This is a genomic window from Paenibacillus ilasis (assembly GCF_043195395.1).
GTDB lineage: Bacteria > Bacillota > Bacilli > Paenibacillales > Paenibacillaceae > Paenibacillus_AQ > Paenibacillus_AQ lautus.
In genome coordinates this window covers 1-15,169 of record NZ_JBHDJG010000004.1, presented here as the reverse complement: position 1 = coordinate 15,169, position 15,169 = coordinate 1, and the positions used below count along the sequence as shown (strand labels likewise).

General features: G+C 48.4%; 12 protein-coding genes and 1 rRNA gene. 11 read left to right on the top strand and 2 right to left on the bottom strand.

What is annotated here, in order from left to right:
• Positions 1 to 51 precede the first annotated feature (51 nt).
• Positions 52 to 1,599: a gluconokinase gene (gene gntK, locus ACETK5_RS27555; RefSeq protein WP_394059129.1), complete on the top strand. Its 1,548-nt coding sequence runs from the start codon at positions 52 to 54 to the stop codon at positions 1,597 to 1,599.
• Positions 1,600 to 1,987: 388 nt separating this feature from the next.
• On the opposite strand, the gene ACETK5_RS27550 is transcribed toward gntK, so the two are convergent.
• A complete protein-coding gene (locus ACETK5_RS27550) occupies positions 1,988 to 2,332 on the bottom strand; it encodes a hypothetical protein (protein WP_394059127.1) in 345 nt (114 codons plus the stop codon).
• A gap of 404 nt (positions 2,333 to 2,736) precedes the next feature.
• Here ACETK5_RS27550 and ACETK5_RS27545 point away from each other — a divergent pair, with 404 nt between their 5' ends.
• The 7 genes from ACETK5_RS27545 to gyrB all read left to right on the top strand — a co-directional run bounded on the left by ACETK5_RS27545 (position 2,737) and on the right by gyrB (position 9,343).
• Positions 2,737 to 2,883 carry a hypothetical protein gene (locus tag ACETK5_RS27545; RefSeq protein WP_165789785.1) on the top strand — a complete coding sequence of 49 codons (147 nt, stop codon included), beginning with the start codon at positions 2,737 to 2,739 and terminating at the stop codon, positions 2,881 to 2,883.
• Between the two features lie 142 nt (positions 2,884 to 3,025).
• Complete coding sequence (gene dnaA / locus ACETK5_RS27540; protein ID WP_076326303.1) at positions 3,026 to 4,372, top strand: chromosomal replication initiator protein DnaA; 1,347 nt, start codon at positions 3,026 to 3,028, stop codon at positions 4,370 to 4,372.
• A gap of 202 nt (positions 4,373 to 4,574) precedes the next feature.
• Positions 4,575 to 5,717: a DNA polymerase III subunit beta gene (dnaN, locus tag ACETK5_RS27535; protein WP_100541342.1), complete on the top strand. Its 1,143-nt coding sequence runs from the start codon at positions 4,575 to 4,577 to the stop codon at positions 5,715 to 5,717.
• A 39-nt stretch (positions 5,718 to 5,756) separates the two neighbouring features.
• The gene (gene yaaA, locus ACETK5_RS27530; protein WP_076326305.1) at positions 5,757 to 5,972 is read left to right on the top strand and encodes a S4 domain-containing protein YaaA; all 216 of its coding nucleotides are present in this window, start codon (positions 5,757 to 5,759) and stop codon (positions 5,970 to 5,972) included.
• Positions 5,973 to 6,028: 56 nt separating this feature from the next.
• Positions 6,029 to 7,141 carry a DNA replication/repair protein RecF gene (recF, locus tag ACETK5_RS27525; RefSeq protein WP_394059124.1) on the top strand — a complete coding sequence of 371 codons (1,113 nt, stop codon included), beginning with the start codon at positions 6,029 to 6,031 and terminating at the stop codon, positions 7,139 to 7,141.
• Between the two features lie 13 nt (positions 7,142 to 7,154).
• A complete protein-coding gene (gene remB / locus ACETK5_RS27520; protein WP_071219299.1) occupies positions 7,155 to 7,406 on the top strand; it encodes an extracellular matrix regulator RemB in 252 nt (83 codons plus the stop codon).
• 26 nt (positions 7,407 to 7,432) lie between these two features.
• Positions 7,433 to 9,343, top strand: coding sequence for a DNA topoisomerase (ATP-hydrolyzing) subunit B (gene gyrB, locus ACETK5_RS27515; RefSeq protein WP_100541344.1), 1,911 nt, complete (start codon positions 7,433 to 7,435; stop codon positions 9,341 to 9,343).
• Positions 9,344 to 9,466: 123 nt separating this feature from the next.
• Here the strand turns inward: gyrB and ACETK5_RS27510 are convergent, their stop codons facing one another.
• On the bottom strand, positions 9,467 to 10,279 hold the full coding sequence (locus tag ACETK5_RS27510) for a YheC/YheD family protein (protein WP_100541345.1): 813 nt from the start codon (positions 10,277 to 10,279) through the stop codon (positions 9,467 to 9,469).
• Positions 10,280 to 10,690: 411 nt separating this feature from the next.
• Between ACETK5_RS27510 and gyrA the strand changes: the two genes are divergently transcribed.
• From gyrA to ACETK5_RS27495, 3 genes are all read left to right on the top strand, one after another.
• On the top strand, positions 10,691 to 13,186 hold the full coding sequence (gene gyrA / locus ACETK5_RS27505; RefSeq protein WP_100541346.1) for a DNA gyrase subunit A: 2,496 nt from the start codon (positions 10,691 to 10,693) through the stop codon (positions 13,184 to 13,186).
• Between the two features lie 172 nt (positions 13,187 to 13,358).
• Complete coding sequence (locus tag ACETK5_RS27500) at positions 13,359 to 14,471, top strand: HD-GYP domain-containing protein (protein WP_100541347.1); 1,113 nt, start codon at positions 13,359 to 13,361, stop codon at positions 14,469 to 14,471.
• Between the two features lie 297 nt (positions 14,472 to 14,768).
• Positions 14,769 to 15,169, top strand: a 16S ribosomal RNA gene (locus ACETK5_RS27495); the annotation flags it as partial.

The following is a 15,169-nucleotide window of genomic DNA, read 5'->3' as shown; positions in this document are numbered from 1 at the left end:
ATATTTTAAACAGCGAACCGGGTGCCCTTACGTAGAAAGAAGGTATGTCTCATGAGTACTCAGAACTATATGATCGGTGTCGATATCGGAACAACCAGCACCAAGGCCGTGCTATTTAAGGAGAATGGTGAGGTTGTTGCTAAAGCCGGTGGTGAATATCCACTGCTCACCCCCACTCCCTCTACGGCGGAGCAAGATCCGGAGCAAATCTTTCAGACCGTCATTTCCTCTGTCCAAGGGGTTATGACGCAGAGCGGGATTGATCCGGCTCATGTACTATTTGTTTCTTTCAGCGCGGCCATGCACAGCGTCATTGCCGTAGATAGCCAAGGTACCCCTTTGACTCGCTGCATTACTTGGGCCGACAACCGCAGTGCTGCCTGGTCTGCAAAGCTCAAAAAGGAACTCGGCGGCATGGAGCTGTATCTTAGAACCGGAACTCCGATTCATCCGATGTCCCCTGTGACCAAGCTGATGTGGATGCGCCATGAGCTGCCCTCCCTATTTCATCAAGCAGCCAAATTCATTTCGATTAAAGAATATGTTTATTTCGAACTATTTGGCCAGTATATTGTAGACCACTCCATTGCCTCCAGTACCGGTATGATGAACCTCGAAGCCCTGGCTTGGGACCAGCAGGCACTGGAGCTCGCTGGCATCACGGAGGACCATTTATCTACGATCGTACCAACTACACATATCATGGAAGGCTTAAAAAGTGAGTATGCCGCAGCCATGGAGCTCTCCACTTCCACCCCTTTCGTGCTTGGAGCTGCCGACGGCGTGCTGTCGAACCTCGGCGTGAATGCCATAAAGCCGGGAGTCGTTGCCGCTACCATCGGTACGAGCGGTGCCATCCGTACGGTTGTTGACAAGCCGGTGACCGATCCGAAGGGACGGATTTTCTGCTACGCATTAACGGAGAAGCACTGGGTCATCGGGGGCGCGGTCAACAACGGCGGCATGATTTTCCGCTGGGTTCGCGATGAATTTGCCGCCTCCGAGGTTGAAACGGCCAAGCGGCTCGGCATCAATTCGTATGATGTACTCACCAAAATCGCGGACCGTATTCCGCCAGGCTCGAACGGACTGCTATTCCACCCGTACCTGACAGGAGAACGCGCGCCGTTGTGGGATCCGAATGCCCGTGGATCGTTCTTTGGTTTAACCCTGAATCATAAAAAAGAGCATATGATCCGCTCCGTTCTGGAGGGCGTGATCTTTAATATGTATACCGTTTTGCTAGCGATGGAGGAACAAATCGGCCGGCCGGCCAAAATCCATGCCACCGGCGGTTTCGCCCGTTCACCGATCTGGCGGCAGATGATGGCGGATATTTTTGACCAGCAGGTGATCGTGCCGGAGAGCTACGAGAGCTCTTGCCTTGGCGCAGTAGTCCTTGGTCTGTATGCTACAGGAGGAGCGGATTCACTCGACATTGTAGAGACGATGGTCGGCGGCACCCATGAACACCAGCCTGTGAAGGAAAGTTCGGATGTTTATAAGTCTCTGTTGCCGATCTTTATCCGCATTTCGCGGAAGCTGGAGGAAGATTATGAAGCCATTACCGAATTCCAGCGCCGATTCGAGCAATCGTAAGCTTACTATAGTAAGAAAAACGTCTATCGACGAACATTCCAGAGAAGACAGACCACGTGTAGATGTTGTTTTTCTTGCGATATCAGATAGGCCATGCTTCGAATTTTATACTTCTGATACCTTAAGTAAAAGCCCGTTTTCGATGGATTCGATCCATGGCGAAAACGGGCTCTTTTTGTCATAATGCCTGCGCAAAAAATATCCACAACGCGAATCCCATACCGAAAATCCCCCCCTGCCTTACACATAAAGAAGTAGAAATCGCTGGGCTCCGGATGATCAATCATCAGATTCGAGGGCGACATATGAAACATAAAGCGTTGAAAGGCTTCATAACGGAATCCGCACCAGGCATAGATCAGCATCACGAGCGCCAATATGAAGAATCCTACGCTGCCATTAGGGTCATGAAACTGCTCGTCGGCAGCCTTTGCAAGCTCTGTCGGAAAATAGTGAGGCTCTTCCGGATTTCATATACCTCGCCCGCAATCTCAACCCGTTTATTTTCTGCATAAGTATGAACATAAATCGGCTGGCCGCGGCCAAATGATGTCCTATATTCGCTGCTCCCGCTTCCCGAATCGGCATATTTGGCGTACTTTAGTCCCTCCATATAAAACACTTTCTTCGAATAATAGTCTTGGGCCCACACGGTAATAAGAACCAATGTAGCGGTCAGAGCGAGTAGTCCCCCTATTCTTCTCCAATTCAAGACCTTCCCTTTCGTCTGCATCCGTGGTTCCCCCGTCCCGATTTTTCTAATCATACGGTCCCAGCGCAAAAAGGTTGCAAAGCGAACGTGTTATCTGTCTATTTCCAACTTGAGTCCCTCAGATTAACCGCCGTTATACGACACCCATCGTGCGAGATAAGGATGCTAAGCCTCGGATGTTCATACTCTCTTATCTCTTCAAAAAAAGCCCTCAAATGGAATCGATAGATTCCATTTGAAGACTATCCACAGTCATTTTTCACCTTTGGTCGATTTATTGGGGCTAGAACATTCAACCATAAGTTATGAACAGATGGTGAGGGAAGAAAATTCTGCTTGCGAATCGGACAACCTGTGAATAATTTTTTGCGTTTTGAGGCCAATGATGTCGAAGGCTAAACAAATTATAAACAATATATAGTGGTGTGAATAAAAATTATGCACAACGTATTGAATTTGTGGATAAATTAGCGACATACATTGAAAATAAGGCCTTCTTTTGCTATGATGATATTACTTTTGGTTGTGAATATGTGAATGAAGATATAATATTATCAACAGGCTGTGGATAAAGTTGTGAACAATTTCAATTTATCCATATTTTTTTGTTTCCACAGGAGTTAGTTCTGGGGATAATTAGACATCATTCATTTTCTTTCGACAATTCCACACATGGCTCTAGCCACATTTGGAAGATTTAAAGGAGTGACAGTTTTGGAAAGCCATACTTCCGAATTATGGCAAGAAATATTATCGATCATACAAACCAAGCTGAGTAAACCGAGTTTTGACACTTGGTTTAAAGCGACCAAGGCATTGACCATTAACGATCACTCCGTCGTCATTTCTGCACCGACAACGTTTGCTGTAGAATGGCTGGAGAGCCGATACACCAAGCTGGTTAGTGCAACCGTATTGGAGGTGGTGGGCAAGCAGGTGGATGTCCGCTTCGTTATTGAAGAGGCTAAAGGACATGAACCTGTTCCGCAGCAGCCCTCGCCGCCGCTTGAAATATCCGGGGAAGAAATTCAGTCCCATATGCTGAATCCGAAGTATACGTTCGATACCTTTGTCATCGGTTCGGGCAACCGGTTCGCGCATGCTGCCTCGCTCGCTGTTGCCGAAGCTCCGGCTAAGGCGTATAACCCATTATTCCTATATGGTGGAGTTGGACTTGGAAAGACGCACTTGATGCATGCCATTGGCCATTATATTTTGGAGCACAATCCCAGCAGTAGAGTCGTGTATATTTCCTCCGAGAAATTCACCAACGAGTTCATCAACTCCATTCGGGACAACCGCGCTGAAAGCTTCCGCAACAAGTACCGTAGCGTCGATATTCTGCTCATTGACGATATTCAGTTCTTGGCAGGCAAAGAATCGACGCAGGAGGAATTTTTCCATACGTTTAACGCCCTGCACGAAGAGCGGAAGCAGATTATCATATCCAGTGACCGTCCGCCCAAGGAGATACCGACGCTGGAAGAACGGCTCCGTTCCCGGTTCGAATGGGGATTGATCACCGATATTCAACCGCCGGATCTGGAGACGCGGATCGCTATCCTTCGCAAAAAAGCGAAGGCCGAGAATCTGGATATTCCGAACGAAGCCATGATGTATATCGCCAATCAGATCGATACGAACATTCGTGAGCTCGAAGGTGCCCTTATCCGTGTCGTTGCCTATTCCTCCCTGACCAATCAGGACGTAACAACGCATCTGGCAGCCGAAGCCCTGAAGGATATTATTCCGTCCAGTCGGCCGAGAATGATTACGATTCAGGACATCCAGCAAAAGGTCGGCGAGTATTACAACCTGAGGCTGGAAGACTTTAAAGCCCGCAAGCGGACCAAAGCCGTCGCGTTTCCGCGGCAAATTGCCATGTACCTATCCCGCGAATTAACCGACTATTCCCTTCCCAAGATTGGAGAAGCATTCGGAGGCCGGGATCATACCACTGTCATCCATGCCCATGAGAAGATTACCCAATCTCTGAAAAATGACCAAGAGCTGTTCAAAGTGGTCAATAATATTACGGAGAAAATCAAAAATCCAACCTGAACAAGTTCAAAGCCTATGCACAATCTATACACATGTGGATAGGCTTAATTTTATGCCTTTTCTGGGGCTTATCCACATATTCAGTGCCCCTATTACTATTACTAATAATAATTAATAAATAATTTAACCATAAAGAGGGGGATCCTCTTGGCTTTCGCCAAGTGAAAAAACCCCTCTCATTTTTCCGTAAGGAGTGAAATTGATGAAAATCAGCATATTAAAAAATGTATTAAACGAATCCATTCAACACGTATCCAAGGCGATTTCCAGCCGAACCACGATTCCGATCCTCAGCGGCATTAAACTGGATGTCACGTATTCGGGTGTCACACTAACGGCTAGTGATACTGATATTTCCATTCAATCGTTTATTCCTGCGGAAGATGAGAAGCATACCATCGTCCAAGTAGAGCAGCCTGGTAGCGTTGTGCTGCCAGCCAAATTTTTTGTTGAAATCATCAAGAAACTCCCTTCCCAAGAAATCCAGATGGAGGTAAAGGAGAACTTCCATACCTTTATTTCTTCGGGAGCTACGGAAATTCAGATGGTCGGCTTGGACCCGGAAGAATTCCCGGTATTGCCTAACATTGAAGACAGCCAAACGGTTTCTTTGCCTGGAGATCTGCTGAAAAATATGATCAAGCAAACGGTATTCTCCATTTCCACCCATGAAACAACGCCTATTCTGACCGGGGTATTATGGAGTCTGAACGACAATGAGCTGAAATTTACCGCTACAGACCGTCACCGATTGGCAACTCGCTCCGCACAGCTGGACAATGCGCAGGACATTTCGTTCAACAATGTCGTCATTGCGGGTAAAACGCTGAATGAGCTGAGCAAAATCATTCCGGATCAAAATACGCTGGTGGATATCGTTGTGGCCGATAATCAGGTATTATTTAAAATTGACCGTGTTCTGTTCTATTCCCGTATACTGGACGGCATTTATCCCGATACTTCTAGAATTATTCCAACATCGCATAAAACAGAACTCGTTTTGGACACAAAAAAATTAAGCGAGTCGATCGACCGCGCCTACCTGCTCTCCAAAGAGGAGAAAACGAACATTGTTCTCCTGCAAACGATGGAACATGGCGGCATCGAGATTTCATCCAGCTCCTCCGAGCTTGGTAAAGTGCGTGAAGAATTGGATCTGATCGATTTCAAAGGGGATCCGCTGCGCATCTCGTTCAACTCGAAATATATGCTGGACGTGCTAAAGGTGGTTGAAAGCGAACAGCTGATGATCGCTTTCATGGGGGTTATGAGCCCGATCATTCTTAAACCTCTCGACGATAGCAAGAGCCAATATATTATCCTGCCGTACCGTACGGCCAATTAAAGTTATCCCCATGTTGATGAGGGATGAAAGGACGAAGTCATGAAACAAATATTTATCCACAGTGAATATATCAAGCTGGATCAGTTCTTGAAGCTTTCAGATTGCGTATCCACAGGTGGGATGGCGAAGGCCCTGCTGCAGGAAGGAGCAGTTCTGGTCAACGACGAAAAGGAAGAGCGGCGCGGACGCAAACTGGTTCCTGGCGACATCGTTAAGGTGGAGGACTGCGGAACGTTTCAGGTGGCAGCACAATAGACAGCCTCCCGCAGCCGCTTTGGCGCTAAGCGCGGAAGACGAGGGAGAGGATAAGCTTGTTTGTCAAAAATGTCAGCCTGCAGCACTATCGAAACTACGAGAAGCTGCAGCTTGAGGCGTTTGGTGACGTTAATTTGATTATCGGACGCAACGCTCAGGGAAAGACGAATTTGATGGAGGCGCTCTTCGTGCTTGCTTTAACGAAGAGCCACCGTACCTCCAAGGATCGCGAATTGATTGGATTCGAGCAATCCAGAGCCCATATCTCGGCCGAGATTGATCGCAAGTACGGGGCTTTGAAGCTGGAGCTGAGCTTGTCCCAGCAGGGGAAGAAAGCAAAAATCAACGGACTTGAGCAGCGGAAGCTTAGCGATTTCATCGGCTCGCTCAATGTCGTGATGTTTGCACCCGAGGATCTGGAGATTGTCAAAGGCACGCCGGGGGTTCGCCGCCGGTTTCTTGACATGGAGATCGGGCAGGTGGCACCGAGCTACCTGTTTCATCTGCAGCAATACCAGAAGGTGCTTGTGCAGCGCAACAATCTGCTGAAGCAATTATGGGGGAAGGGCAGCGCCGAACAAGCGATGCTGGACATTTGGAACAGCCAATTGGCAGAACATGGTGTTAAAATCGTCAAGAAGAGGAAACAATTTATAAAAAAGCTGCAAAAGTGGGCTGAAAGCATCCATCAGGGAATCACAAACGGCCTGGAAGAGCTCTCTTTACACTACCTTCCGTCCTTTGCTGACGCGGAGGAAGAAGATGAAGCTGTCTTATTTGAGACATTTATGATAAAATTATCACAAATGAAAGAGCAAGAAATACGGCGTGGTATGACATTGGCAGGTCCTCATCGAGATGATCTGGCTTTTTATATTAATGGCAAAGAAGTCCAAACGTATGGATCTCAAGGTCAGCAGCGGACGACGGCGCTATCTTTGAAACTGGCTGAAATCGAGCTGATACAGGAAGAGATCGGTGAATATCCGGTGCTGCTTCTGGATGATGTGCTTTCTGAATTGGATCCGTACCGGCAGACACAATTGATCGAGACATTCCAGAGCAAAGTGCAGACATTCATCACGGCGACGGGCATTGAGAGTTTGAATACCGACAAATTGAAGGGTGCCAGCATTTTTCATGTCCATGACGGACAGGTGGGCTCTTAAGGAGTGATTCCATATGTATATTCATTTGGGCGGAGAGAAGATCATCCGTTCGTCGGAGCTGGTTGGGATTTTTGATATCTCGATAGAGAAATCTTCAAAAATCTCCAAGCAGTTCGTCACGCATGCCCAGCAGCATAAAGTCGTGGAGATGATTGGCGAAGAAGATCCGAAATCCATTGTGGTGACGAAATCGATCGTCTATTACTCTCCGATCTCCTCTGCAACGCTTAAGAAGAGAGCAAATCATTTTGTAGCTCAGGCATAACAGAATCTGTAGAAGTAGGTGAAGGCATGTCTATGAATCAACCGACATATGATGAGAATCAGATTCAGGTACTGGAAGGATTGGAAGCCGTTCGTAAACGTCCGGGGATGTATATCGGGTCTACCAGTGCCAAGGGTTTGCATCATTTGGTATGGGAAGTTGTGGACAATAGTATTGACGAAGCGATGGCGGGAATATGCGACCATATCGAAATCATTGTCCATGAGGATAACAGTGTTACCGTTGTCGATAACGGGCGCGGAATTCCGGTCGGCGAGAACGCCAAACTGAAGAAGTCGACGCTGGAAGTCGTTATGACCGTACTTCATGCCGGCGGTAAATTTGGCGGCGGCGGATATAAAGTATCCGGCGGTCTGCATGGTGTTGGTGTCTCGGTTGTGAATGCACTGTCTTCGAAAGTCGTGGTTCAGGTCAAACGTGACGGGCATATCTATCAACAGGAGTATCATCGCGGCGTACCTCAATATGATATCAAGGTCATCGGGGATTCCGACGATACCGGTACAACCGTAACCTTCCTGCCGGATCCGGAGATTTTCACGGAAACAACGGAATATGATTACAACACGCTGCTGACACGGATTCGTGAGCTGGCGTTCCTCAACAAGGGCATTGCGCTTACGCTGACGGACGAACGTACGGGTGCCTCCGACTATTTCAAATACGAGGGCGGAATCATTGAATACGTCAAGTTCCTGAATGAGAAGAAGGAAGCGCTGCACGAAGACCCGATCTATGTTGAGGGTTCACGGGATAATATTCAGGTCGAAGTATCGCTTCAGTATAACGACAGCTATACCGAGAATATTTATTCGTTTGCAAATAATATCAACACGCATGAAGGCGGAACGCATGAATCCGGTTTTAAGAGTGCGCTCACTCGAATCATCAATGACTATGCCCGCAAAACGGGACTGATCAAAGATAACACCAACAACCTGTCGGGTGACGATGTCCGTGAAGGATTGACGGCAATCATCTCGGTTAAAGTGCCGGAGCCGCAGTTTGAAGGGCAAACCAAAACCAAACTCGGCAACAGTGAAGTGCGCGGTATTGTGGAATCCTTGTTCGCTGAGAAGCTGCAGGAGTTCCTCCAGGAGAATCCGTCGGTTTCCCGTCGGATCTTGGAGAAGGCGCTCCAGGCATCACGTGCTCGTGAAGCGGCGCGTAAAGCCCGTGAGATGACACGCCGGAAGAGTGCGCTTGAAGTCAGCGCATTGCCGGGTAAACTGGCAGACTGCTCTTCCAAGGATGCCTCCATCAGTGAGCTGTACATCGTCGAAGGTGACTCTGCCGGCGGATCTGCCAAGCAGGGCCGCGATCGACATTTCCAGGCCATTTTGCCGCTTCGGGGTAAAATTCTCAACGTGGAAAAGGCGCGGCTAGACCGCATCCTCTCCAATGCGGAGATCCGGGCGATCATTACGGCGCTGGGCACGGGGATTGCGGAAGATTTCGATCTGTCCAAGGCCCGTTACCACAAAATCATTATTATGACCGATGCCGACGTCGACGGTGCGCATATTCGTACCCTGCTGCTGACGTTCTTCTACCGTTACATGCGTAAGCTGGTAGAAGCGGGATATATCTATATCGCTCAACCGCCTCTCTTCAAGATCGAGCGCAATAAGGTGATCCGTTATGCCGGCAGTGAGAAAGAACGCGACGAGATCATAAAGGAATTCGGTGAGAACGTCAAAATTAACGTACAGCGCTACAAAGGTCTCGGCGAGATGAACGCCGGACAGCTGTGGGAAACGACAATGGATCCGGAGAGCCGCACCATGCTTCAGGTGACAATCGAAGATGCGATCCTGGCCGATACGTTGTTTGATACCCTGATGGGCGATAACGTGGAGCCCCGACGGGATTTCATTCAAGAGCATGCGAAGTCGGTCCGTAATCTGGACGTGTAAAATTGCAAGCCAAAAAAGGGCATCCCAAGGTCTGTTGAAGGCCTCAGGGTTGCCCTTTTTTAGTATGGCACCATGGAGGGCCGAGGTCGTTCACATAAACGGGTCTCAATGGTTCCGAACTGGCTAACCCGTTTTTTTGGCTTTTTTCTTGCTGGATAAATCACGCCCGTAAGCATTGGCGTATTTTTTCACCTGTTTGTAGATGCTGGGATCCTTGAAGAATTTCTTGAACGGAAACAGGGCAGGTTTGGTGTTAACCTCCAGGATCCAGATGTTCCAGCGTTCGTCAATAGCTACATCCAGTCCGATTTCTTTCAGGTTCGGATAGGATTTTTGCAGCTGCCCAGCGGCGTTCACTCCAAGCGTGTTCAGTTCTTTTCGGATGTTTTCCGCTTCTTGTGCCGTCATATGCTCGAGCATGAGCGGTTTATAGTGATGAACCACACCGCCGCTGTGATGGTTGGTAATGATTTTATTTTTGGCTGCCACCCGTCCGATTATTCCTGTACTCACCCATTGACCGGAAGGACTCTTCTGTGTCAGCACACGAAGATCGAAAGGGCGGTCCTTATGGCGAAGCAGGTGGATGCCTTGCTGAATGAGATACTCCTTCCCCTGAAATAAAGCGCTCAGTGTTTTATCGAGACTCTCCAGGGAGGTAAATATTTCGGTTTTCTGTTCATAACGAAGCTTGTAGGAAGTAGTCGGGGTTTCGTCGGCATCAGCGTTTTGGGAATGGAGCTGCTCGACTGACACGACGCCGATGCCATAGGTCCCCCGGTCAGGCTTGATATATACAAGCGTATGTGTGCCCAGCATGTCGCCAAGCGCCTCCAAAGAATATTGGCGGGTAGCGGGAACATAAGAGGCGAGACCTTTATTTTTCAAGAGTATTTTCGTTTTCGCCCACTTGCTTGCAACGCGTTGAATAGTCAACCATCTTCATCCTTTCCAGCTGTATGATGGGAGTGACAGGATTTGGCCTGTCTCGTAATACAAACTCGTGTCGATCCGGGTGATTTGAAAGAATCGGGTCATCTCCAGCAAGAGAGCTTATACCCGGAAAACATAGGACAAGTATGACAAACAGTGGTATAATATAAAGATGTGATGATACGAAAAGTCCTGTGCAATGCATTGTATGTGAAAAGGGGCACGGAGGACAGGGCGTATATCCCGGTTTCCGGGCAAAAATCATTCTTTCACTTGATCCATCCCGTGTTTAATTGTGCACGGTTTGTGAAAGTAATATAATAAAGGTTAGTGCGTTTTTAGGTTTCTGATCACTATTCTGCTTTTTTCACATAGATCAAGGCATGGTTGATAGGAAAATGAAGGAGGTCCAGCATGGCGGAAGAAAATTTCTCCCAAATCAAAGATCGTGACATTGGTACCGAGATGCGCGAGTCCTTTATGGACTACGCAATGAGCATCATTGTCAGCCGGGCTTTGCCGGATGTACGGGACGGAATGAAGCCAGTACACCGTCGTATTTTATATGCGATGTCTGAACTTGGAATGGCCCCGGATAAACCGCATAAGAAATCTGCAAGAATTGTTGGCGAGGTTATCGGTAAGTACCATCCTCATGGTGATTCCGCAGTTTATGAATCCATGGTTCGGATGGCGCAGGACTTCTCCATGCGTTATATGCTTGTTGATGGACACGGAAACTTCGGTTCCATTGACGGCGATATGGCAGCGGCTATGCGTTATACCGAGGCTCGTTTATCGAAGATTGCGATGGAAATGCTGCGTGATATTAATAAAGAGACTGTAGACTTTGCTCCTAACTATGACGGTGAGGAACAGGAACCGGTCGTTCTTCCTGCGCGTTATCCTAACTTGCTGGTCAACGGCGTATCCGGGATTGCCGTAGGTATGGCTACTAATATTCCGCCTCATAATCTCGGAGAAGTTATAGATGGGGTTCAGGCAATGATTCGAAACCCGGATATCACACCGATGGAGCTGATGGACTATATTCAAGGACCGGATTTCCCGACAGCGGGATATATTCTGGGACGTGAAGGGATTCGTCAAGCCTACCGCACGGGGCGAGGGTCCGTTACGATGCGGGCAAAGGCCACCATTGAAGAGAATAACAACAAGGCGCGCATTGTCGTTCACGAGATTCCGTACCAGGTGAACAAGGCTCGTCTGGTTGAGAAGATCGCGGAACTGGTTCGCGATAAGCGGATTGATGGCATTACGGATCTTCGCGATGAGTCGGACCGTAACGGTATGCGGATTGTTATTGAGCTGCGCCGGGACGTCAATCCGAATGTCGTTCTGAATAACCTGTACAAACATACGGCCATGCAGTCTAATTTCGGTATTAACATGCTGGCCATCGTAAACAATGAGCCGAAAATTTTGAACCTGCGTGACGTGCTGTTCCACTATTTGGAGCATCAGGTCGTCGTTATCCGTCGCCGGACCGAGTTTGAACTGAAGAAGGCGGAAGCTCGTGCCCATATTCTCGAAGGTTTGCGGATTGCGCTGGATCATCTCGATGAGGTTATTGCCCTCATTCGCGCGTCACAAACCACAGAGGCTGCTCGCGAAGGCTTGATGGAGCGTTTCGGTCTCAGTCATGAGCAGGCGCAGGCCATTCTGGATATGCGTTTGCAGCGCCTGACCGGACTCGAACGCGAGAAGATTGAGAACGAGTACCAGGAATTGCTTGCCAGAATCGCAGAACTGCGCGAGATCTTGGCTAATGAGCATCTTGTGCTTCAGATTATCAATGATGAGCTCCAAGAGATTAAGGAGCGCTTCTCTGATGAACGCCGTACCGAAATTACAGTCGGGGAAGACAGCATCCTGGACGAGGATCTGATTCCACGGGAAGAAGTGATCATCACCATTACGCATACCGGTTACATCAAGCGTCTGCCTGCGAACACCTATCGCAGCCAGAAGCGAGGCGGCCGCGGCGTTGTGGGGATGGATACGAAGAGCGAGGACTTTGTCGAGCATCTCTTCGTCACGAATTCCCACCACTACCTGATGTTCTTCACGGACAAAGGGAAGGCGTACCGGTTGAAAGCTTATGAGATTCCAGAGCTTAGCCGTACCGCCCGCGGAACGCCGATCATCAACCTGATTCAGATTGAACAGGGCGAGTCGATCAATGCCGTGATCCCGGTGGAGAGCTTTGACAGCGATAATTTCCTATTCTTTGCAACGCGCCAGGGTGTCGTTAAGAAAACCCCGCTTGAGGATTATGTCAATATCCGCAAGGGCGGTCTGATTGCGATTAACCTGCGCGAGGATGATTCCCTGATCGAGGTTAAGCTGACAGATGGTCAGCAGGAGATCATTATGGGAACGGCACAGGGAATGTCCATCCGCTTCAAGGAGAGCGATGTTCGCTCGATGGGAAGAAGCGCGACGGGGGTTAAAGGGATTACGCTGGATGACCATGATGAAGTCATTGGCATGGATGTAGTGGACCAGGAACTTGATATCCTCATTGTAACGACCAAAGGTTACGGCAAGCGGACGCCTGCAAGCGACTATCGCAGCCAGACCCGTGGCGGTAAAGGGATCAAGACCATCAATATTACGGAGAAAAATGGACCGGTTGTGGCGCTTAAGGTCGTGAAATCGGAAGAGGATCTCATGATCATTACGGCTAGCGGCACCATCATCCGTACGAGCATGGAGGGCATCTCTACCATGGGCCGTTATGCTCAGGGCGTGAAGCTGATCAACATCCGTGAGGATGATTCCGTAGGTACCGTGTGCCGTGCGGATAAGAGCGATGAGCCTGAAGCGGGCGAAGAGGAAGAAGAAGGTCAAGACGGCACGGAGCCGCTTGAGCCGACGGAAGACTAAACGATAATAGCGGGCATGGATGCAGATTTGCATTCATGCTCTTTTTTTGCTTACCGGATTACAAATTCAGGGAATTGGTATTGTACAGGCCGCGAAAGACGAACTATAATATGTATAATATAAGGTGAAGTTTGCTGCGATGACGCAGCTTAATAGATGGAGAGGGTTGATCATGACGATCAAAGCCGTGAATGAAGTGGTGGCTGGAGTAAAGCTGGCCAAAGATGTGCATACGCCTCTGGGAGGCCTTTTGCTTCAAAAAGGGAAGGTTTTACTTCCCCGGGATCTAGAGGTACTGAAAGCTTTCATGGTGGACCATGTTACTGTAGAATCCGTTGAAGCAGACAGCACTAGAATACCGACCGTAAAATCTGCCGGACAGAAGCCGTCGCTGATCTTTACGGGGAATCAACAGGGGAGTGGGAACGAAGAGGCACCTGTCCGAAAAGACTTGGCCTTGCATGAGGAATACGACAAGACCATGACCCTGATCAAAAACTGTTACCAATCCGCCATAACGGGCGAGTTGCGAATGTATGAAGTTCGTAATCAAATGGACAACTTATTAAAACACCAACATGAGTATCATATCCTTAAATTTATTCCACGCATGACCAATCGCCATGATTATCGGTATCACAGTGCAGTGCTATGTGCCCTTTCCTCCTATAAGCTGGCACAATGGGTGGGGCTCCCGCAGAAAGATTGGATGCAGGTTGCCTTTGCAGGACTGCTGCATGATATCGGAAATGCCAAGATTGATCCGATTGTGTTGAACAAACCTTCCAAACTTACCGAAGAAGAGAACGAAGAAGTACGTCAGCACACGACCTACGGTTATCAGATTCTCAAGAATGTTGCGGCGGTGAATGAAGGAGTTCGGCTCGCAGCTCTCCAGCATCATGAGAAAGTGGATGGCACGGGGTATCCACTGCGGCTGGAGGGGAACAAGATTCATATCTACGCCAAGATCGTTGCTGTTACAGATATCTTTCATGCGATGACATTGGATAAGTTCTATCGGAATGCCCAATCTCCTTATGTTGTGCTGGAACAAATCCAACTGGAGGCCTTTGGCAAGCTGGATCCAAAGATCGTTCAGACTTTCATCCAAAAGGTAACAGCCTTGCATTCAGGTACTCGAGTGCGGTTGAGTAATGGCACTTCGGGAGAAATCGTATTTACGGACGCCCAGCATCCAACGAGACCGATGGTATCGGTTCAGGGAGAGATCATTAACTTGATGCAACAGCGCCAACTCTATATAGAAGAAGTCATTTATTGATTTTAAAAAAGGGTTGACCTACATAGGAATGCTGTGATATATTATTTCTTGCCGCTTCTGAGCGGATATATATCGCAGCTTTCAATGAAATAAAAGTTTTTCAAAAAAAAGCTTGCTAAGTAATTGAGAGTGTGATATATTATAAGAGTTGCTGGTGCGAACGAGATTCACCGGTAACGAAGAAGTTGATCTTTGAAAACTGAACAACGAGTGAGTAAAACGAACCACTTTGGTGGGGCGTTGAAATAGAGAATTGAACAAATTCTCGTCAGTTAAGAAATGAGCAAGTCAAACACTTTATTGGAGAGTTTGATCCTGGCTCAGGACGAACGCTGGCGGCGTGCCTAATACATGCAAGTCGAGCGGACTTGATGGAGTGCTTGCACTCCTGAAGGTTAGCGGCGGACGGGTGAGTAACACGTAGGCAACCTGCCCTCAAGACTGGGATAACTACCGGAAACGGTAGCTAATACCGGATAATTTATTTCGCAGCATTGTGGAATAATGAAAGACGGAGCAATCTGTCACTTGGGGATGGGCCTGCGGCGCATTAGCTAGTTGGTGGGGTAACGGCTCACCAAGGCGACGATGCGTAGCCGACCTGAGAGGGTGAACGGCCACACTGGGACTGAGACACGGCCCAGACTCCTACGGGAGGCAGCAGTAGGGAATCTTCCGCAATGGGCGAAAGCCTGACG